We start from the raw sequence: 19,099 nt of genomic DNA, 5'->3' as shown, positions 1-19,099 counted from the left end.
GAGCGCGGTACGCCGCGCCCGAGGGTACGTCAGTGGATCAGATCAACTGCCGCGGTAGGTCGAGTACGAATAGGGGCTGATTAACAGAGGTAAATGGTAATGCTGTGCCGCATCGCCGACGACAAAATCGATAATCGCCGTGGCGTACAGCGTGTCGCGCCGGCCTGCGGCAAAATAGCCGCCGAGATCGGCATACAGACGGTAATGTCCGGCGGTCAGGCCATCCGGCGTCAGGTCGCGCGCGCGGCCGTCGGCATCGGTATGGCTTTCGGCCTGCATCCGCCACTGCCCGTCGTGCTCTCTCTCCAGCCACACCCGCACGTCTGCCGCGGGTTTACCGAGTGAAGTGTCCAGAATATGGGTGCTGATATTACTCATCGCTCAGTAACTCCTTAAAACGCAGCATCACGATTTCGCGCAGCTGTTCGGCGGTTTCCCGCCGTTCCTGCTCCGCATGGTTATTCAACCGGCGCTCCAGCTCACGCAATATAGCCTGGCCATCGCGGCCGGCGGCGCGGATCAGAAACACCTGACCAAATCGCGCTTCATAACGCCGATTGCCTGCCAGCAGCGCTTCGGTCAGCGCGGCGTCCTCGGTATTGACTGCCGCCTGCTCTCGCTGGGAAAACTGCGCCTCGCGGCCTGTCCCGTTGGCGCGTTCACCGATGCGTGGATGCTGCGCCAACGCCCGATTGACGTCCTCCTCCTGCCAGCGCTGTGACGCCTGCCGGGCAAACGCCAGTGCGGCATCAATGCCGGCGAACGGCCGGGCGGCAATCACCGCCGCGATCCAGGACGGAATATCCACGCAGGGGCGCAGCAACCGCTCAACTTCCCGCGGCGACAGCCGGTTAAACGCTTGCAAATCCATCAGGTTTCCTCCCAACTGACAACCGTCTGGCAGTAGGCCTGAATCGCCAACGCCACATCGGCGTGAGTGACAGCCTCAGCCGGATGGTGGCTGATACCGCGGTCGCAGCGCACAAACAGCATACCCACCGGCCAGCAGGCCGCCACGGCTATCGCATCGTGCCCGGCGCCGCTCGGCAGCGCCATACTGCGGCCTTGTACCTGCATCACGCCGTCCTGCCAACGCTGTTGCAAATTTGCATCACAGGCTGTTGCATTTATGCGGTAAAACTCTTCGCTGGCAAAACTCAACCCCCGACGCGCGCAGATCGCCTCAGCCTGTGCCAGCAATTGCGTCAACAGCTCGGCCAGAGGGCCATCATCCGGGCCGCGCACGTCGAGCGACAGTTTTACCTCGCCGGGGATGACGTTGACCGCTCCCGGCAGGCTTTCGATTCGGCCAACGGTGGCCACCAGATGCGGATCGCAGGCCGAAGTGATCGCCTCGACTGCCACCATCCATTCTGCCGCCGCCGCCAGCGCGTCTTTACGTTGCCCCATCGGCACGGTGCCTGCATGGCCCGCCTCGCCGGTAAAGGTGCAGTTGAGCCGGCGAGCGCCATTGATTGCCGTCACCACCCCCAGCGCCAAATCGGCCGCTTCCAGGCAAGGCCCCTGCTCAATATGCAGCTCCAGATAGCCGCAGATATCACGTTGCGCACGCTTAGCCTCACCCACCGCCGCCGGATCCAGCCCAAACTCGCGTAGCGCCTGCGCCATGCTGATCCCCTCGGCATCGGTCCGTTCCAGCCACTCGGCAGGCCACTGCCCGGTGATACCCCGGCTACCCAATAAGGCAACGCTAAAGCGGGTGCCTTCTTCATCGGCGAAGCCAATCACCTCCACCGCCACCGGCAAACGCCGCTGCTGCCGATGCAGATGCGCCACCACTTCCAGTGCGGTCAGTACGCCGAGCATGCCGTCATAGCGGCCGGCATTGCGCACCGTATCCAGATGCGAACCCAGCAGCAGCGCCGGTGCGCCTGGCGTTTGGCCTTCGTAACGGCCGCAGATATTGCCGACGCTGTCCTGATGCACAGTCATGCCAAGGGTACGCATCCAGTCGCCCACCAGTTGGTTGGCGCGCCGATGTTCCGACGACAGATAGACCCGCGTCAGCTGGCCCGGCGTGGCGCTGATCGCCGCCAGAGCATCGCAGCGCGCCATAACGCGAGCCGCCGCTTGTTCCGCCTCCAGGGCGGTTAACAGCGCCGCCATCAGCGGATCCCGGCGTCGTAGGTATTCCAGGCCGCCTGCAAGGCTTCGCCCTGCGTGCTGGCGAAGCCCAGCCGGTTCAGTACCGCCTCCAGCGCGGTCAGGGTCTGCAACACGCAGTCTTTGCGTGCGTTGTAACCCATGGTGCCGATACGCCAGATCTTGCCCTGTAGCGGGCCGAACGAGGTGCCGATCTCGATGGCGAAATCATTCAGCATCATCTGACGCACCTGCTCGCCGTGGACCTGTTGCGGGATCACCACGCCCAGCACGTTGTTCATGCGATTATCGAGATCGCCGAACACCTCCAGCCCCATGCCCTGAATGCCGGCCAGCATCGCCGCACCGTTCAGTTTGTGGCGGGCGATGGTATTTTCCAGCCCTTCTTCCAGGATCACCCGGGCGCACTCACGCGCGGCGAACAACATGCTGGTGGCTTCGGTATGGTGGTTCAGCCGCTCCGGGCCCCAGTAATCCATGATCATGCCGAGATCGAAATAGTTGGAGTAGATCATCTCGTCATCGCCGTCGGCATGGTCAGCCGTGCGAATGCCCTGCTCCACGCACTTACGGCGGCGGACGATCTCTTCAAACTGCGGACTGAGGGTAACGGGCGAACTGCCGGACGGGCCGCCCAGGCATTTCTGCAGGCCGGCGGATACCGCGTCCAGCCCCCAGGCGTCGGTTTCCAGCGGGTTGCCGGCGAAGGAGGCGGTGGCGTCGGTGTAGAACAACACGCCGTGACGGCGGCAGATGTCACCCAATTCTTCCAGCGGCTGCAACAGGGTGGTGGACGTATCGCCCTGCACCGTCAACAGCAGGCGCGGGCGCACCTTCTTGATCGCGTCTTCAATCTGATCGGCGCTGAACACCTCGCCCCAGGGCACCTCGATGGTGTGCACCTCGGCACGGCAGCGGCGGGCAATCTCGCACAGCAAATGACCGAAACGGCCAAACACCGGCACCAACACCTTGTCGCCGGGGCGAATCGAGGAGATCAGCATGGCTTCAATACCGGAACGCGAAGTGCCGTCCACCAGCATGGTCCAGCGGTTTTCGGTGCGGAACAGCGCACGGTACAGCTCCATCACCTGATTCATGTAACCGGTCATCGCCGGATCGTACTGACCGATCAGCTGGCTCGACATGGCGCGCAGCACGCGCGGATCGGCGTTGATCGGCCCCGGCCCCATCAACAGGCGAGCCGGTGGATTAATCTGATCGAACTGGGTGATATCTAACATGCTCATTCCTTATCAACTTAATAAGTTATTATCCCATTCGCCCCGATCAGGCCTCTGTCAACCCACGGACCGAAGCGATAAACTGTTTTAATTCCTGCGTTTGCGGATTAGCGAACAGCGTGCGACTGTCGCCCTGCTCCCAAACCTTGCCCTGGTGCATAAACACCACCCGGTCACCGACCTCGCGAGCAAAGTTCATTTCATGGGTCACCAGAATCAGCGTCATACCCTCTTTGGCCAGTTGCTCCAGCACCTTCAGTACCTCGCCCACCAGTTCAGGATCCAGCGCCGAGGTAATTTCATCGCACAGCAGTACCTTAGGGTTCATCGCCAGCGCCCGGGCAATCGCCACGCGCTGCTGCTGCCCGCCGGAAAGATTGGCCGGTGAATAGTGCATTCGCTCGCCCAGTCCGACCTTGTTCAACATCTCCTCCGCCAGTTCGCGGCATTCGGCGGGGCTTTTTTTCAGCACCCGGCGCGGCGCCAGCATCACGTTCTCCAGCGCGGTCATGTGCGGGAATAAATTAAAGTTCTGAAATACCATGCCGATGGAGCGGCTGATTTCACGCGCCTGCAAATCGCGGTCGGTAATGGTCATCCCGCCCAATTTGATGCTGCCTTCCTGATACCCTTCCAGTCCATTGATACAGCGCAACAGCGTGCTCTTGCCTGAACCGCTGCGGCCGATAATCGAAATCACCTGGCCCATGTCGATATCCAGATCCACGCCCTTCAGCACATGGTTCTGGCCGTAATATTTCTGAACCTGATTAATTGTGATGAGCGGCATGGAATTTCTTCTCCAGATAATGGCTGTAACGCGACAGCGGGTAACACATCAGGAAATAGCCCAGCGCGACCAGGCCAAACACTTTAAACGGCTGATAAGTAACGTTGTTCAGCATGGTGCCAGCCTTGGTCAGCTCGATAAAACCGATGATCGACGCCAACGCGGTGCCCTTGATCACCTGCACCGAAAACCCGACGGTGGGCGCGATGGCGATACGCACCGCCTGCGGCACAATCACCCGCATCAGGGTCTGGCCAAAGCTCAGCCCCAGGCAACGCGACGCTTCCCACTGCCCTTTCGGCAGGGCGGCGATGCTGCCGGACCAGATATCCACCAGAAAAGCGCTGGTGAACAGTGTCAGCGCCAGCGCGGCAGCAGTCCAGGGGCTGACGTCGATGCCGAACAGCGCCAGGCCGAAGAACGCCAGGAACAGCTGCATCAGCAGCGGCGTGCCCTGAAACAGCTCGGAATAGAAGCGGACAAAACGCATCGCCCACTTGCGCTTGCTCAGGCGCAGCAATAACAGCGGCAGCGTCACCAGAGTACCGCCGAAGAACGCCGTCAGCGACAGCAGCAACGTCCAGCGCGCCGCCAGCAACAGATTGCGCACAATGTCCCAGTCGGTAAAAGTCAGCATCAGCCCTGGCTCCCCAAAAAGCGCCGTCCGGCGGCCAGCAACAGCTGGCGCATCAATACCGATAACAGCAGATAAAACAGCGTCGTCACCAGATACACCTCAAAACTGAGGAAAGTGCGCGACTGGATCAGGTTGGCGGCGAAGGTCAATTCTTCGAACGACACCTGCGACACCACCGATGACCCCAGCATGACGATAATGCACTGACTGACCAGCGCCGGATAAATCCGCTGCAACGACGGCGGCAGCACAATGCGCAGAAACGTCTGGCTGCGGCTGAACCCCAGCACTCGCCCGGCTTCCCACTGGCCTTTCGGCGTCACCTGAATACCGGCGCGAATGATTTCGGTGCTGTAGGCGCCCAGGTTGATCACCATCGCCAACAGCGCCGCCTGCCCGGCAGTCAGTTTCCAGCCCAGGCTCGGCAGGCCGAACACGATGAAGAACAGCTGCACCACAAACGGCGTATTGCGCACTACCTCGACGTAAATGCCCCAAATATGGCTAAGCAGGTTAGCCTTGCCGCTGCGGATCGCCGCGCCGCAAATCCCCAGCGCGACGCCCATCAGGGTGGCCAACGCCGTCAACTCGATGGTGGTCAGCAGACCGGCCAGCAGTTCGGGCATATAAGGCCACAGAGCGGGAAAATTCAGCTGATAGGTCATCAGGCGCTCCCGTTATGCACCAAGGTTGGCAGGCAGCGGCGCTTTCAGCCATTTTTCCGACAGGCCGTTCAGGGTGTTGTCCTTCAATGCCTGTTCAATCAGCTCATCCACTTTCGCTTTCAACGCCGGTTCACCCAGGCGCAGGCCGACGAAGCACGGCGAGTCTTTCAGCATAAACTTGGCGACCGGCGCTTTGGTCGGGTTCTGCCGCGCGATGGCGCTCACCACCAGGTTGCCGGTGGCGATGTACTGCACCTGGCCGGACAGATAGGCCGACAGCGTGGTGTTGTTATCCTCATAGCGCTTGATCTGCGCGCCCTTCGGTGCGGTATCGCTCAGCACCATGTCTTCGACCGCACCGCGCGTCACGCCGACGGTTTTGCCGTCCAGCTGTGTGGCATCACCCAGTGCCGCCTCTTTCGGCCCGAAGACCCCGAGGAAGAAGGGTGCATAGGCACGGCTAAACGCAATCGTCTTCTCGCGTTCCGGGTTTTTGCCCAGACTGGAGATCACCAGATCAACCTTGTTGGTTTGCAGATAAGGCACGCGGTTGGCGCTGGTGACCGGCACCAACTGCAACTTAAGTTTCATCTTGTCGGCCAGATAATGCGCCATATCGATGTCATAACCTTGCGGTTGCAGATCGGTGCCCACGGAGCCAAACGGCGGGAAGTCCTGCGGCACCGCCACTCGCAGCACGCCGCGCTGCTGGATTTCCTGTAATTGATCCGCCATCGCCGAGGCGGCCTGCGCCATCAGCAAAACCGCACCCAATGTCGCTACCCCGATTTTCTTGAAGTTCATAGATTATCCCCGATGGTGAAGTGATGAAACAAAAGATTCTTTGATTATCACTTTGCAACTAATGTGCCAATCAGCTGCGCGGGGAGCGTTCTGCTTTATTGCCCGTAGGTTAAGGCATCAGGAGGGGATTTCCCCTGCCGCTGCAGCGGCGGAGGAAAGGCATAACGTGGGGAAAAAAGCGCACCATCAAAGTGCAAAAGCACCAAAATAGCGCTGAGATCAGCGCTGTTCCAGCTCGTCCAAATCATTATACAGGTCAGCGATCTGATGAATGCGCTGCCGCCCTTGCGCCAACGTCTCGTGCAGCAAAGCGTTACTGAGCAGGTTAGCCAGGCTCATGGCGGCGGAGTAGCTGTCAAAGGCGGAAACGCTGTCAAGCGGCGCCGCCAGATGCCAGTTCGCCAACGGGATCAGCGCCTGCGCCTGTGGTTCGCACACCAGCAGCGTCGGCACCTGCTGGGCCTGCAATTGCGTTAGCAACGCCCGCAACTGGCGCGGCCGACGGCGAAACGCCACCACCACCGCCACATCCTGCGTACTCAGATCGACCAGTTCTTCGGCCAGCGTCTGCCCAGGCTGTGGCACCAGCAACACATTTTCGCGCACCTGCATCAGTTGCTGACGCAGGTGCATCGCCACCGGATAGCTGTTGCGAAACCCCATCAATACCACCCGCCGCGCCTGGACCAGCGCGGCGATCACCGCGTTGAACTGGTTTGCATCAATATGGTTCACCCAGTGCGTGAGATTGGCCATTTCCTGCTTGTAGTGGCGCGCCAGCAGGGTGTTGCCCTGCACCGCATCGCGGTTATCGGTCAACGGCATACCGCTCTGGCGCAGGGTACGCAGTTCGTCGCGCATTTCGCGGTAGCTTTGGTAGCCCAGTCGCTTGAACAAACGGCTGACGGTAGCCTTGGAAACGCCGCTCAGGCGCGCCAGCTCGGCGCTGTTGTAGCTGATAAGGTCATCGAAGTGATCGAAGATAAAATCGGCCACCCGCTGTTCCTGCGGCGTCAACTGTGGGTATTCACTGCGCAGGCGTTCATCAATCTGCTTCATCGCCACTCCGGCTGTAACGTTCGTTTCAGCGGAACATAACACGGCCAATCCACCCGCTGGCAAGCAATTATTGTCCCCCGAAAAAATATGGAACGGCTCTTGCTTGTATTGAATCAGATGCTGACCTCAAAAAAGGGCCAAGAAATGATTAACAGCAACACCGCGCCATTGGGTATGGCGGTCACACCGCATCACCTCGCCAGCGAAAGCGCGCTGGCGGTCCTGCGCGAAGGCGGTAACGCCATTGAGGCGATGGTCGCCGCGGCCGCCACTATCGCGGTGGTTTACCCGCACATGAACGGCCTGGGCGGCGACGGTTTCTGGCTGATTGTTCCGCCGCAGGGCGATCCGGTCGCGATTGACGCCAGCGGTGCGGCCGGCTCCCTGGCCACGCTGGATTTCTACGCCGGTGAAAGCCACATTCCACACCGAGGGCCGAAAGCGGCGCTGACCGTAGCCGGCACCGTCGGCGGCTGGCAGGCCGCGCTGGATTACTCTGCCGAATTGGGCGGAGAACAATTGCCACTACCACGCCTGTTGGCCGACGCCATTCGCTATGCAGCGGACGGCATTCCGGTCACCGCCTCGCAGGAAGCCGCCACCCGCAGCAAGTATCATGAGCTGGCGGAGCTGGAACATTTTGCCCGCACTTACCTGCCGCACGGGGAAATCCCTCACGCCGGCCAACGTTTCTGCCAGCCGCAATTGGCAGATACCCTGGTAGCGCTGACCGAAGGCGGGTTAGACAGCTTCTATCGCGGCCCGCTGGCGCACAGCATGGCGGCGGATATGGCCCGGCTGGGCATGCCGCTCACCGCGCAGGATCTGGCGGATTACCGACCACGCCGCCGCACGCCGCTGAGGCTGGAGCATCAGAAAGGTGAAGTCTTCAACCTGACGCCGCCCACTCAGGGCTTGGTGTCGTTGGCCATCCTCGGGCTGACCGATCGGCTGCCGATCGCCGGCCAAAGCGAAGGCGCCGTGGTGCACGGCATTGTGGAGGCCACCAAGCTGGCTTTCGGCCTGCGCGATCAATTCATCACCGATCCCCGCCATATGACGCAGGATCCGCAGGCCCTGCTGGAAGCCGAGCATTTGAATGCGTTGGCCAAACGTATCGATCCCCACCAGGCCGCCGCCTGGGGGAAAGGTAAAGGCCCGGGCGACACCGTTTGGATGGGGGTGATGGACAGCAGCGGTCTGGCGGTGTCCTTTATTCAGAGCATTTATCACGAATTCGGCAGCGGCGTCGTTCTGCCGCACAGCGGCGTGCTGTGGCAAAACCGCGGTGCGTCATTCAGCCTGGATGCCGCCCACCTGCTGGCGCTGGCGCCAGGCAAACAGCCGTTCCACACCCTTAACCCGGCCGCCGCACGCCTGTATGACGGACGTACCCTGGTCTATGGATCTATGGGCGGTGACGGCCAGCCGCAAACCCAGGCAGCGGTATTTGTCCGCCACGTGGTGCAAGGGTTACCGCTGCAACAGGCCATCAGCGCGCCGCGCTGGCTGCTCGGCCGCACCTGGGGCGAAAGCTCGGACTCCCTGAAGCTGGAGGGCCGTTTCAGCGCAGAAACCGTGGAGTATCTGCGTCGGCGCGGCCATGAGGTGGAGTTGCTGCCCGATTTCAGTGAGGCGGTCGGCCACGCCGGCGCCATCGTTCGTCATACCAACGGCATGCTGGAAGGCGCTTTTGACCCGCGCAGCAACGGCAGCGCCGCCGGCTTTTAGCCATATGTTAAACAGGGGACACTTATGAACAACCTGCCTGCCACCGACTGGGCGGCCTATATCAGCCAGATGGAGGCGATATTGGTCCTGGAAATGGATGACGCGCGCCGCCAGGAACTGCTGACTCAGTTCAACCGCATCGCCGCGATGGCGGAACCGCTGATGGCCTTCCCGCTCGATCAACGCCTGGAGATTGCCGGGGTGTATCGCGCATGAATCCATTAAGCGCACTATCGATCGCCGAGATCCGCGCCGCCCTTAAACAGGGGGCGATTTCCGCACGTGAGATAGCCCAGCAAACGCTGGAAAATATCGACACGCTCAACCCTTCACTGAACGCCTATACCCACATCACCCGCGAGCGGATGTTGAGTGAAGCCGATCACCTCGATCGCATCCGCGCCAAGGGGCAAACCTTGCCGAGCCTGGCAGCCATCCCCTACGCGGTGAAAAATCTGTTCGACGTCACCGGCGAAACCACTCTGGCCGGTGCCAGCCTGTTCAGCGACCGCGCGCCCGCCAAACAAGACGCCTGGGCAGTGGGCAAACTGGCGGCACAAGGCGCGCTGCTCTCCGGCATGCTGAACATGGATGCCTACGCCTACGGCTTTACCACCGAAAATAGCCACTACGGCGCAACCCGCAACCCGCACGACACCACGCGCATTGCCGGCGGATCTTCCGGCGGCTCGGCGGCCGCGGTCGCCGCCGGGCTGGTGACCTTCTCGCTCGGCAGCGACACCAACGGCTCGATCCGCGTGCCCTCGTCGCTGTGCGGCATTTACGGGCTGAAACCGACCTTCGGCCGCCTGTCGCGCAGCGGCAGCCAACCCTTTGTCGCCAGCCTGGATCATGTGGGGCCTTTCGCCCGCCGGGTGCGGGATCTGGCGACGGTGTACGACGTGATGCAGGGCACCGATATCGAAGACCGCTTTCAGGCGGAAAAACCGATCACTCAAACCGAATCGCTGCTGCCACGCGGCCAGCAGGGGCTGCGTTGTGCGGTGCTCGCAGGCTATTTCCAGCAGTGGTGCAATGACGACGCCAAAGCCGCCGTGCAACAGGTCGCGATGGCGCTGGAGGCCTGCGCCGAGGTTGAGCTGCCGCAGGCTGAACTGGCGCGTTCGGCAGCGTTTATTATCAGCGCCGCCGAGGGGGGCAATCACTATCTGCCGCAGTTGCGCAGCCAGCCGGAACGCTTTGAGCCGCTGTCGCGTGAGCGACTGTTGGCAGGCGCCATGCTGCCCGCAGCCTGGTATGTGCAGGCGCAGCGCTTCCGCGCCCATTTCCAACAGCAAGTGCTGCCGCTGTTTGAACACTGGGATATTCTCATCGCCCCGGCAACGCCGTGCAGCGCTACCCGCCTGGGTCAGGAAACGATGCGCATCAACGGCACCGATCTGCCGATCCGCGCCAGCATGGGCATGCTGACGCAGCCGATTTCGTTCCTTGGCCTGCCGGTGGTGACGGTGCCGCTGAAAACGGCCTCGGGGTTGCCCATCGGCCTGCAACTTATCGCCCCGCCGTGGCGTGAAGATCTGGCGCTGCGTGCCGCCTATGCGTTAGAGCAACGCGGCGTGGCGAACTGTTCCTTACCGGCAAAACAGGGTTAATGAATGAAGAGTGAATATATCGACCGGCCGGCGGTGCTGGCTGAGGTGAACGCCGCGTTTTATCGCTATGAACAGGCGCTGATCGGCAATGACATTGACGTGTTGGATGAGCTGTTCTGGCACGATGAGCGTACCGTTCGCTACGGCGCGACGGAAAATCTGTACGGCATCGTTCAGATCCGCGATTTCCGTCGGCAACGGCCGTCGCAAGGGTTGGATCGCCTCCTGGAGAACACCGTCATTACCACCTACGGTGATGATATGGCGGTTGCCAGCACTGAATTTCGACGCCCGGGCAGCGAACGCGTCGGCCGCCAGATGCAAACCTGGGTCAAGCTGGCCTGCGGCTGGCGCATCGTGGCCGCGCACGTGAGTTTGATGCCGCGACTCAACACCAATAAGCCATAAAGTTAACGGTAGAGCGGTCCAGATCGCGCTCGCCGATCAAGTAACGACGCAGCGCCTTCACCGCAGAAGACTCCGCCGCCACCCAGGCATAGAAACCCTTCGCGCCCTCTGCGCGCTCCCAAAGCAGTTCGCCGCCCAGGCTGTTTTCCGTCAACGACTGCGCTTGCGCACGCGCCGATTCAGGAATGGTCACCCGCTGGCGCACCGATTCCACCAGCAGCGTGCCGTGCATCTGCTGATGCCCGACGTCACGCGGCAACCAATACACCTCGGCGAACGGGAAGCGGTCCATATTCAGGCAATCGCTCGCCAGCGGCACCTCAAAGAACGCCTGCACCTGCGGTGGGTTGGCCTGCTGCGCGAGTTGTTCCAGAATGCCCATCGCCGCCGGCACCGCCGTTTCATCGGCAATCAACAACGCCTGCCTCAGATGCGTCGGCGGCGCCCACTCGTAGCCGCCGCTGTCGCCGTCAAAATCCGCATTGGGAGCCACCGCCTGAAGGGCATCCCCCGGTTTGGCATGGGTCGCCCAGGCGGAGGCCGGGCCGTTCACGCCATGCAGCACAAACTCGACGTCCATCTGATTGTGTTCAGTGCGCAGCGCTCGCAGCGTGTAGGTCCGCATAATCGGGCGCTGCTCTTTCGGGATCGCCATATAGTGGCGATACCAATCGTCGCTGTTTTCCAGCCGTGGGATCTGGCCATCGTCGGCCGGGAACAGCAGTTTGATGCGCTGATCCGGCGCCTCCAGCTTCATGCGGTGGACATCCGGGCCTTCGAAAACGCAGCGCAGCAAGGAAGGCGATACATTTTCTTTTACTTTCAGTGTGATATCAAAAATTCGGTAACTCGATGCGCCGGACATGTCTGTTACTCTCCCGCAGAATGTAGCTGAATACGCTGCCGGCACCATAGCCAGCCGCTGATACCGCCCAGCAGGACGGCCATCGTCAGAGCCGCTGCAATCAGCTGTGACTCGCCATAAAATCTTGCCACCACCGGCACCATCAACGCGCTCAGACCGTAGCCCAGCGTATGGCTGGTGGCGATAGCCCCGGCGCCTTTGCCGGTGGATAATTTATCGTTCAGCATCAACTGATAACCTGGCGTCGCCATCGCCGCACCGAAGGAAGCCAGCGCGCAGCCGAGATAGAACAGCGCCAGCGGTTGGGCGCACATCAACCCTAATCCCGTCACCATCAATACCGCCGCAATCAACAGCAATTGCGGCGCGCTGAATCGCTGCGGACGCACCACCAGGAACTGCGCCAGCAGCGTACAGGCCGCCGCTACGCTGAGCAATACGGCCACATGGTGGCTGACGGTCGTGGCAGAGTGGTTGAACAAACGGGTCAGATGCGGCGCCAGGCCAAGCTGCATCAGACTGACCGATGCCGCCAGCAACAGCGCGCAAAGCAGATAAGGCACCATAGTGAGACGCAGGCGATTTTGCTGCTGCGCCACCGGCGGCAAGGGCGGATCGTTATGCTGGCGGCACACCACCAGCAAGGCGATTAATGGCGCAATGGCCATCAGCCACAGCGGAGCCATCGGATGGAGAGACAACGCCAGCGCGGCGCACAGCGGGCCCAGCAACCGCCCGCAGCTCAGCCCGGAGCTGATGGTCGCCAGCGCCGACATGCGCTGTTCGTAGCCGGCACGCTGCAATGCCCAGGTTTGGCTGGCGGGCACCATGCCGGACACCGTCAGCCCATAGATAACGCGCGCTAGGATCAGGCCGCCCAGCCCCACCATCGGTGAAAGCCATCCGGCTGCCAGCCCCCAAACGGCCAACGCCAGTAAAGCAAAGCTGAACAAATAACCGGCAAGCGCCATCGTCACGACAAACTTGCAGCCGCGAATTTCAGACTGTCGCCCCCACCAGGGAGAGCCGACCAGAAACAGCATTGAGCCAAGCGTCAATAGCCCGGCCCAGACGGAAAGCGACAAGTGGGTCATGCCGACCAGCACCGGCAACGCCACCAGCAGGCCGTTTTGCCCGATGCCCAACAGACCGGCGCACAGCGCCAACGGCCAGTTTGAAGGAGACGTATTCCCAGATGCGAGTGATTTAGCGGGAGGTGAAATACTCATCAAAAGTAAGGTTACCGTTAATGAAATTATATGGTTATGAAAGAATCATTGAAAAATTGTATCATAGGATGATTGATAACAATAAATATTATTGATATAAGAATCATTCTCAATTGATTCTTAGCGAAAATCGGATCATGACTCTCCAGTTTGAAACCGCGGCGACCGACGTGGCTGCCCAATGTTTTCTCAACGCACTGATGCGTGAAACCCGGGACTGGCAAATCGTTCCAGCCACCAACCACCCACAGTATCCGCAGCTCAACATTCCGCTTTCATCTACCCAGGCTATTCGCATTGCCTTACGCCATACCTCGCCCACACAGCACCATCAGTATCTTTTCCCTGCTTATCTGCATCAGCAGGACGATGGGGCTGGCGTGGCGCTGAGCATGGCGCAACTGGTCACCCTGCTGCTGGAGAAACCGGCGATAAAAGGTGAGCTGTCCGATGAGGCCGTAGCGCGTTTCCGGCAGCGTGTGCTGGAAAGTCATGATAATACCCGCCAGGCCATTGATGTCCGGCTGGACTGGCCTTCACTGCGCGACAAGCCGCTGAACTTTGCCCAGGCGGAGCAAGGTCTGCTGGTCGGCCACGCCTTCCACCCGGCGCCGAAATCCCATGAGCCCTTCGATGAGCAGCAGGCGCGCCGCTACCTGCCGGACTTTGCCGCCAGCTTCCCGCTGCGCTGGTTTGCCGTCGATAAGCGCTACCTGTGCGGGGACAGCCTGAACCTGACGCTGCAACAACGCCTGCAACGTTTTGCCGCCGAAAGCGCGCCGCAGCTGTTGGCACACTTTACCGATGACGTGTGGCTGCTGCCGATGCATCCGTGGCAGGCCGACCATCTGCTGACACAGACATGGTGCCAGGATCTCGCCGTGCAGGGATTGCTGAGCGATCTGGGCGAAGCCGGCGAGCGCTGGCTGCCAACCAGCTCCTCACGCTCGCTTTACAGCGCGGGCAACCGCGACATGATCAAATTCTCCCTCAGCGTGCGCCTGACCAACTCGGTGCGCACCCTGTCGGTTAAAGAAGTAAAACGCGGTATCCGCCTGGCCCGGCTGGCGCAAACGCCGCGCTGGCAAGAGCTGCAAGCGCGCTATCCGACCTTCCGCGTGATGCAGGAAGACGGCTGGGCCGGCCTGCGATCGGCGGACGGCACCGTCCAGGAAGAAAGCCTGATGGCGCTGCGCGATAACCTGTTGTTCGACCAGCCGCATAGCCAAACCAACGTGCTGGTAACGCTGACGCAGGCAGCACCGGATGGCGGTGACAGCCTGCTGGCCGCGGCAGTGCGCCGTCTGGCCGCCCGCCTGAATCTGCCGCTGCAACAAGCCGCCCATGCCTGGCTGGACGCCTACTGCCAACAGGTATTGCTGCCGCTGTTCAGCACGGAAGCCGATTACGGGCTGGTGCTGCTGGCCCACCAGCAAAACATTCTGGTGGAGATGCAGCAGGATCTGCCGATCGGCATGCTGTACCGCGACTGCCAGGGCAGTGGCTTTACCCGCGATGCCGCGCCGTGGCTGGAAGAGATTGGCGAAGCCGATGCGGAAAACCGCTTCAGCGAACAGCAATTGCTGCGCTACTTCCCTTACTACCTGCTGGTGAACTCCAGTCTGGCGGTGACCGCCGCGCTGGCTGCCGCCGGTTTCGACACGGAAGAAAGTCTGATGGCCCGGGTGCGCGACGCGCTGAGCGGCCTGCGCGCCACGGCCAAAAACACCCTGTGCCTGGACTACGTGCTCGACAGCAGCCACTGGAACTGCAAAGGCAACTTCTTCTGTTACCTGCACGACCACAACGAAAATACCATCGTCGATCCGGCGGTGATTTACTTTGATTTCGTCAATCCGCTGCGCCAGGGAGCCGCCCAATGATGCCGCACGCCAAACTGATGCATGCCGGCAGCGGCTTTCGCTGTGAACGGCTGGAAAAGGAGCTGCAACTCGGTCTGGGCCTGGACGGCAGCGCGGTGCTGCACTATCCCGGTTCCCTGCCGCAAGGCTGGCTGGTGCAGGCGCTGGACCAGTTGCTGATAGCCGCGCCGCAGTTGAGCGGTATCACGCTCCCCTATGCGCAATGGCGCGAAGAGCCGCAGGCTCAGGCGCTGTTCGCGCTCGCAAGCGGCGACTATCTGGCTCGCGAGACGTTTTATCAGTTGCCGCTGTGGCTGGGCGCTGAACGCCACCGCGCTTCCACCCAGATGCAGTATGACGCCGAACGCAGTCTCTGGTACCCGCAACGCCCGACGCGGCCCCATGGCGAGGTCTATCGCCGTTACGATCCGCAGCTTAAGCAGACCCTGAGTTTCCGGCTGCCGGAAGTAGAACGCGATGCCGGGCAATTCACCCGTTGGATGAATTCGCCACGCGTCGATGCCTTCTGGGAAATGAGCGGCCCGCTGGAAACGCAGGCGGCCTACCTGCAACGCCAGCTGGATTCCAGCTACTGCTATCCGTTGCTGGGGTGTTTCGACGATCGCCCGTTCGGTTATTTCGAAGTCTATTGGGCACCGGAAGATCGCATTGGCCGCCACTACCGCTGGCAACCGTTCGACCGCGGGCTGCACATGCTGGTCGGCGAGGAAGATCGCCGTGGCGCGCACTATATCCGCAGCTGGTTGCGCGGCCTGACTCATTATTTGTATCTGGATGAACCGCGCACCACGCGGGTGGTCGCCGAGCCACGCGCCGATAACCAGCGTCTGTTCCGCCACCTGCCGGCCGCCGGTTACCACACCGTGAAAGAGTTCGATTTCCCGCACAAACGTTCGCGTCTGATCATGAATCAGCGCGATGAATTCTTCCGGGGGATCGGCTTATGACCACCGCTGATTACGCCAACTGGCAACGGGTTAACCGCCAGATGATCGCCAAGATCCTGGCCGAGCTGGAATACGAACGCACGCTATGCGCCGAACAACATGACGGCCAATGGCGCATCGCACTGGGCGACGCCAGTTATACCTTCAGCGCCGAGCGCGGCATCTGGGGCTGGTTACACATCGACGCCGCCAGCCTGGCCTGCGATCGCCAGCCGTTAGCGGCCGACCAAACGCTGCGTCAGTTGGCGCAAGTGCTGAAGATGGACGATGCGCAGATCGCCGAACATCTGGAAGATCTGTACGCCACGCTGCGCGGCGATATGCAACTGCTGTCCGCCCGTCACGGCATGAGCGCGCAGGATTTGATTGCGCTGGACGCCGACGCGCTGCAATGCCTGCTGGCCGGCCATCCCAAGTTTATCTTCAACAAAGGCCGTCGCGGCTGGGGTCTGACCGCGTTGCAGCAGTATGCGCCCGAATATCAGGGCCAGTTCTGTCTGCACTGGGTCGCGGCCAAACGGGGCAGCTTTGTCTGGTGTGCCGACGATAACTACCCGCTGGAAAACCTGCTCAACAGCGCCATGACAGCGGCTGAACGCCAGCGCTTTGACCGCCGCTGGCGTGAACTGAAGCTGAACGATGACTGGATCCCGGTGCCGTTGCACCCGTGGCAGTGGCAGCAAAAGATCGCGTTGCACTTCCTGCCGCAACTGGCCGAAGGAGAACTGATCGAGCTGGGCGAGTTCGGCGACAGCTATCTGGCGCAGCAATCATTACGCACCCTGACCAACGTCAGCCGCCGTTCAGCGTTCGATATCAAGCTGCCGCTGACCATTTACAACACCTCGTGTTACCGCGGTATTCCGGGCAAGTACATCAGCGCCGGGCCGGCAGCCTCCCGCTGGCTGCAGCAGGTGTTTGCCGAAGACAGTACGCTGCGCGCCAGCGGTGCCGAGATCCTCGGCGAGCCGGCCGCAGGCTATATGACGCACCAAACCTACGCGGCTCTGGCCAAAGCGCCCTATCGCTATCAGGAAATGCTGGGGGTGATTTGGCGCGAGAACCCTTCGTGCTATCTGCGAGACGGCGAGCAGGCCATTCTGATGGCGACGCTGATGGAAACCGATAACCACGGCCAGCCGCTGATCGGCGCTTACATCGCCCGATCCGGCCTGAGCGCCGAGGCCTGGCTGCAACAGATGTTTAGCCGGGTAGTAGTGCCGATGTACCACCTGATGTGCCGTTACGGCGTAGCCCTGATCGCCCACGGCCAAAACATCACGCTGGTGATGAAGGACCATGTGCCGCAACGGGTGCTGCTGAAAGACTTCCAGGGCGATATGCGCCTGGTGGATCAGGACTTCCCGGAAGCGGCCTCACTGCCGAAGGTGGTGAAGGACGTTACCGTGCGCCTGTCCGCCGACTATCTGATCCATGATTTGCAAACCGGGCATTTCGTCACCGTGCTGCGTTTTATCTCGCCGCTGATGCAAGCCTGCGGGGTCAGTGAATCCCGTTTCTATCAACTGCTGGCGCAGGTGCTGGAGCGCTACATGGCGCAGCACCCGGACATGGCAGAACGCTTTGCCCTCTTTGATTTATTCAAACCACAAATTATTCGCGTGGTGCTCAACCCGGTGAAACTCACCTATTCGGAGCAGGATGGCGGCAGCCGCATGTTGCCAAACTATCTGCAGGATCTGGATAACCCTCTTTATTTGGTCACCAAGGAGTTTGCCCAATGAATCAGCCTCTGGATTTCATCGGCATCGGCATCGGCCCCTTCAACCTCAGCATCGCCGCGCTCGGCAGTGAAGTTGCCGGCTTTAACGGCAAATTCCTGGAGCGCAAACCGCACTTTTCCTGGCACCCCGGCATGATGGTGCCGGATTGTCATATGCAGACCAGCTTCCTGAAAGATTTGGTCAGCGCGGTGTCGCCCACCAATCCGTACAGCTTTCTTAACTACCTGGTGAAAAGGAAGAAATTCTACCGTTTCCTGACCACCGAACTGCGTACGGTGTCGCGCGAAGAGTTCGCCGATTACCTCGACTGGGCCGCCAACGGGCTGAGTTCGCTCGAGTTCAGCCAGGATATTCAGAGCGTGGATTTTGACGATCGGCAGCGCCAGTTTGTCGTCACCACCCAGCGCGCTACCTACCGGGCGCGCCATGTCTGCCTGGGCATCGGCAAGCGCATCAAACTGCCGGACTGCGTTACCGAGCAAAACGACCGCTGCTTCCACGCCAGCGAGATGACCTTGCGCAACCCGGATCTGACCGGCAAACGCGTCACCATCGTCGGCGGCGGCCAGAGCGGCGCCGATCTGTTCCTGAACATTTTCCGCGCCGAGTGGGGCCAACCGGCGCAACTGAACTGGATCTCGCGCCGCAATAACTACAATGCGCTGGACGAAGCGGCGTTCGCCAACGAGTACTTCACGCCGGACTACGTCGACAGCTTTTATGGCCTGAACGACAGCGCCAAGCAACGCATGCTGACCGAGCAGAAAATGACCTCCGACGGCATCACCAGCGATTCGCTGCTGGCCATCTACCGCGCGATGTATCACCAGTTTGAAGTGCTGCGTGAAAAACCCTGGGCGCATCCGCTACCAAGCCGTTCGCTGGCGGCGATCCACGCTCAGGGTAACGGCTATCAGTTGGTGACTCATCACCACCTCGATCAGGGCAAAGAAACGTTCGATACCGATGTGGTGATCTTCGCCACCGGTTATCAGCAGGATCGCCCGGCGTTCCTCGCCCCGCTGGCGGAGCGTCTGCTGACCACGGCCGATGACCAATACCGCGTTGCCCCCGACTTTACCCTCGAGTGGCAGGGCCCACAGGAAAACTGCCTGTTTGCCGTCAACGCCGGCATGCACAGCCACGGTATCGCCGAACCCCAGCTCAGCCTGATGGCCTGGCGGTCGGCACGCATTCTCAACCGGGCTTTAGGACGCGACCAGTTCGATTTAACGTCCACCCCGGCTGTGATCCAATGGCGCAGTCAGCAACCAGCCACCCCGGCCCGCGCTGAACACGTCATGCTCAATTACACCGAGTTTTAACTACACACCAAAATGGGAACACTGGAAAAA

General features: G+C 61.0%; 19 protein-coding genes. 8 read left to right on the top strand and 11 right to left on the bottom strand.

The annotated features are described in order from the left end of the window. Window positions 1-42: 42 nt before the first annotated feature. From uraH to SERAS12_RS04385, 9 genes are all read right to left on the bottom strand, one after another. The gene (gene uraH, locus SERAS12_RS04425) at window positions 43-378 is read right to left on the bottom strand and encodes a hydroxyisourate hydrolase (RefSeq protein WP_013811619.1); all 336 of its coding nucleotides are present in this window, start codon (window positions 376-378) and stop codon (window positions 43-45) included. Then, window positions 371-871, bottom strand: coding sequence for a 2-oxo-4-hydroxy-4-carboxy-5-ureidoimidazoline decarboxylase (gene uraD / locus SERAS12_RS04420; protein WP_013811618.1), 501 nt, complete (start codon window positions 869-871; stop codon window positions 371-373). Before uraD ends, uraH begins: the two co-directional genes overlap by 8 nt. Next, entirely contained in the window at window positions 871-2,127 is a 1,257-nt protein-coding gene (hpxK, locus tag SERAS12_RS04415; protein WP_013811617.1) for an allantoate amidohydrolase, read from the bottom strand. The genes uraD and hpxK overlap by 1 nt, the downstream gene beginning before the upstream one ends. Continuing rightward, window positions 2,127-3,368, bottom strand: a complete 1,242-nt coding sequence (locus SERAS12_RS04410; protein ID WP_006323784.1) for an alanine--glyoxylate aminotransferase family protein — start codon at window positions 3,366-3,368, stop codon at window positions 2,127-2,129. The genes hpxK and SERAS12_RS04410 overlap by 1 nt, the downstream gene beginning before the upstream one ends. Before the next feature lie 46 nt (window positions 3,369-3,414). Continuing rightward, window positions 3,415-4,158: an amino acid ABC transporter ATP-binding protein gene (locus SERAS12_RS04405; RefSeq protein WP_013811616.1), complete on the bottom strand. Its 744-nt coding sequence runs from the start codon at window positions 4,156-4,158 to the stop codon at window positions 3,415-3,417. After that, the gene (locus tag SERAS12_RS04400; protein ID WP_013811615.1) at window positions 4,139-4,795 is read right to left on the bottom strand and encodes an amino acid ABC transporter permease; all 657 of its coding nucleotides are present in this window, start codon (window positions 4,793-4,795) and stop codon (window positions 4,139-4,141) included. The genes SERAS12_RS04405 and SERAS12_RS04400 overlap by 20 nt, the downstream gene beginning before the upstream one ends. Continuing rightward, window positions 4,795-5,460, bottom strand: a complete 666-nt coding sequence (locus SERAS12_RS04395) for an amino acid ABC transporter permease (protein ID WP_004949021.1) — start codon at window positions 5,458-5,460, stop codon at window positions 4,795-4,797. The genes SERAS12_RS04400 and SERAS12_RS04395 overlap by 1 nt, the downstream gene beginning before the upstream one ends. Window positions 5,461-5,472: 12 nt before the next feature. Beyond that, window positions 5,473-6,264 carry a transporter substrate-binding domain-containing protein gene (locus SERAS12_RS04390; protein WP_013811614.1) on the bottom strand — a complete coding sequence of 264 codons (792 nt, stop codon included), beginning with the start codon at window positions 6,262-6,264 and terminating at the stop codon, window positions 5,473-5,475. Window positions 6,265-6,483: 219 nt separating this feature from the next. After that, window positions 6,484-7,323, bottom strand: a complete 840-nt coding sequence (locus SERAS12_RS04385; protein WP_013811613.1) for a MurR/RpiR family transcriptional regulator — start codon at window positions 7,321-7,323, stop codon at window positions 6,484-6,486. A gap of 144 nt (window positions 7,324-7,467) precedes the next feature. Between SERAS12_RS04385 and SERAS12_RS04380 the strand changes: the two genes are divergently transcribed. The 4 genes from SERAS12_RS04380 to hpxZ are packed head-to-tail and all read left to right on the top strand — an operon-like array spanning window position 7,468 to window position 11,075. Then, entirely contained in the window at window positions 7,468-9,054 is a 1,587-nt protein-coding gene (locus SERAS12_RS04380; RefSeq protein WP_013811612.1) for a gamma-glutamyltransferase family protein, read from the top strand. A gap of 24 nt (window positions 9,055-9,078) precedes the next feature. Next, window positions 9,079-9,270 (top strand): oxalurate catabolism protein HpxX, encoded by a 192-nt coding sequence (gene hpxX, locus SERAS12_RS04375; protein ID WP_013811611.1) that lies wholly within the window; start codon window positions 9,079-9,081, stop codon window positions 9,268-9,270. Further along, window positions 9,267-10,667, top strand: a complete 1,401-nt coding sequence (locus SERAS12_RS04370) for an AtzE family amidohydrolase (RefSeq protein WP_013811610.1) — start codon at window positions 9,267-9,269, stop codon at window positions 10,665-10,667. The genes hpxX and SERAS12_RS04370 overlap by 4 nt, the downstream gene beginning before the upstream one ends. A 3-nt stretch (window positions 10,668-10,670) precedes the next feature. Beyond that, window positions 10,671-11,075 (top strand): oxalurate catabolism protein HpxZ, encoded by a 405-nt coding sequence (gene hpxZ, locus SERAS12_RS04365; RefSeq protein ID WP_013811609.1) that lies wholly within the window; start codon window positions 10,671-10,673, stop codon window positions 11,073-11,075. Here the strand turns inward: hpxZ and SERAS12_RS04360 are convergent. Together SERAS12_RS04360 and SERAS12_RS04355 are read right to left on the bottom strand one after the other, a co-directional pair. Then, window positions 11,056-11,940, bottom strand: coding sequence for a siderophore-interacting protein (locus tag SERAS12_RS04360; RefSeq protein WP_013811608.1), 885 nt, complete (start codon window positions 11,938-11,940; stop codon window positions 11,056-11,058). The two genes, hpxZ and SERAS12_RS04360, sit on opposite strands and share 20 nt — an antisense overlap. A 5-nt stretch (window positions 11,941-11,945) precedes the next feature. Further along, window positions 11,946-13,169 (bottom strand): MFS transporter, encoded by a 1,224-nt coding sequence (locus SERAS12_RS04355; protein WP_013811607.1) that lies wholly within the window; start codon window positions 13,167-13,169, stop codon window positions 11,946-11,948. A gap of 137 nt (window positions 13,170-13,306) precedes the next feature. On the opposite strand from SERAS12_RS04355, the gene SERAS12_RS04350 reads away from it, so the two are divergent. From SERAS12_RS04350 to SERAS12_RS04335, 4 genes are read left to right on the top strand one after another with little or no spacing between them, the layout of a single operon-like run. Next, a complete protein-coding gene (locus SERAS12_RS04350; RefSeq protein WP_013811606.1) occupies window positions 13,307-15,052 on the top strand; it encodes an IucA/IucC family siderophore biosynthesis protein in 1,746 nt (581 codons plus the stop codon). Further along, window positions 15,049-15,999 (top strand): GNAT family N-acetyltransferase, encoded by a 951-nt coding sequence (locus SERAS12_RS04345; RefSeq protein WP_013811605.1) that lies wholly within the window; start codon window positions 15,049-15,051, stop codon window positions 15,997-15,999. The genes SERAS12_RS04350 and SERAS12_RS04345 overlap by 4 nt, the downstream gene beginning before the upstream one ends. Next, window positions 15,996-17,744 (top strand): IucA/IucC family siderophore biosynthesis protein, encoded by a 1,749-nt coding sequence (iucC, locus tag SERAS12_RS04340; protein ID WP_013811604.1) that lies wholly within the window; start codon window positions 15,996-15,998, stop codon window positions 17,742-17,744. Before SERAS12_RS04345 ends, iucC begins: the two co-directional genes overlap by 4 nt. Beyond that, on the top strand, window positions 17,741-19,069 hold the full coding sequence (locus SERAS12_RS04335; protein ID WP_013811603.1) for a lysine N(6)-hydroxylase/L-ornithine N(5)-oxygenase family protein: 1,329 nt from the start codon (window positions 17,741-17,743) through the stop codon (window positions 19,067-19,069). Before iucC ends, SERAS12_RS04335 begins: the two co-directional genes overlap by 4 nt. The last annotated feature ends 30 nt before the right edge of the window (window positions 19,070-19,099 follow it).

This window comes from Serratia sp. AS12, from assembly GCF_000214195.1.
Taxonomy (GTDB): domain Bacteria; phylum Pseudomonadota; class Gammaproteobacteria; order Enterobacterales; family Enterobacteriaceae; genus Serratia; species Serratia plymuthica.
The sequence above is the reverse complement of the archived record's forward strand: the minus strand, read 5'-3'. Positions and strand labels throughout refer to the sequence as shown.

Coding starts and splice junctions, on each gene's coding strand:
- SERAS12_RS04400 (WP_013811615.1), bottom strand. CDS start 4,795: ATGCTGACTTTTACCGACTGGGACATTGTGCGCAATCTGTTGCTGGCG.
- SERAS12_RS04335 (WP_013811603.1), top strand. CDS start 17,741: ATGAATCAGCCTCTGGATTTCATCGGCATCGGCATCGGCCCCTTCAAC.
- uraH (WP_013811619.1), bottom strand. CDS start 378: ATGAGTAATATCAGCACCCATATTCTGGACACTTCACTCGGTAAACCC.
- SERAS12_RS04390 (WP_013811614.1), bottom strand. CDS start 6,264: ATGAACTTCAAGAAAATCGGGGTAGCGACATTGGGTGCGGTTTTGCTG.
- uraD (WP_013811618.1), bottom strand. CDS start 871: ATGGATTTGCAAGCGTTTAACCGGCTGTCGCCGCGGGAAGTTGAGCGG.
- SERAS12_RS04395 (WP_004949021.1), bottom strand. CDS start 5,460: ATGACCTATCAGCTGAATTTTCCCGCTCTGTGGCCTTATATGCCCGAA.
- SERAS12_RS04360 (WP_013811608.1), bottom strand. CDS start 11,940: ATGTCCGGCGCATCGAGTTACCGAATTTTTGATATCACACTGAAAGTA.
- hpxX (WP_013811611.1), top strand. CDS start 9,079: ATGAACAACCTGCCTGCCACCGACTGGGCGGCCTATATCAGCCAGATG.
- SERAS12_RS04380 (WP_013811612.1), top strand. CDS start 7,468: ATGATTAACAGCAACACCGCGCCATTGGGTATGGCGGTCACACCGCAT.
- SERAS12_RS04355 (WP_013811607.1), bottom strand. CDS start 13,169: ATGAGTATTTCACCTCCCGCTAAATCACTCGCATCTGGGAATACGTCT.
- SERAS12_RS04405 (WP_013811616.1), bottom strand. CDS start 4,158: ATGCCGCTCATCACAATTAATCAGGTTCAGAAATATTACGGCCAGAAC.
- hpxZ (WP_013811609.1), top strand. CDS start 10,671: ATGAAGAGTGAATATATCGACCGGCCGGCGGTGCTGGCTGAGGTGAAC.
- hpxK (WP_013811617.1), bottom strand. CDS start 2,127: ATGGCGGCGCTGTTAACCGCCCTGGAGGCGGAACAAGCGGCGGCTCGC.
- SERAS12_RS04370 (WP_013811610.1), top strand. CDS start 9,267: ATGAATCCATTAAGCGCACTATCGATCGCCGAGATCCGCGCCGCCCTT.
- SERAS12_RS04345 (WP_013811605.1), top strand. CDS start 15,049: ATGATGCCGCACGCCAAACTGATGCATGCCGGCAGCGGCTTTCGCTGT.
- iucC (WP_013811604.1), top strand. CDS start 15,996: ATGACCACCGCTGATTACGCCAACTGGCAACGGGTTAACCGCCAGATG.
- SERAS12_RS04385 (WP_013811613.1), bottom strand. CDS start 7,323: ATGAAGCAGATTGATGAACGCCTGCGCAGTGAATACCCACAGTTGACG.
- SERAS12_RS04410 (WP_006323784.1), bottom strand. CDS start 3,368: ATGTTAGATATCACCCAGTTCGATCAGATTAATCCACCGGCTCGCCTG.
- SERAS12_RS04350 (WP_013811606.1), top strand. CDS start 13,307: ATGACTCTCCAGTTTGAAACCGCGGCGACCGACGTGGCTGCCCAATGT.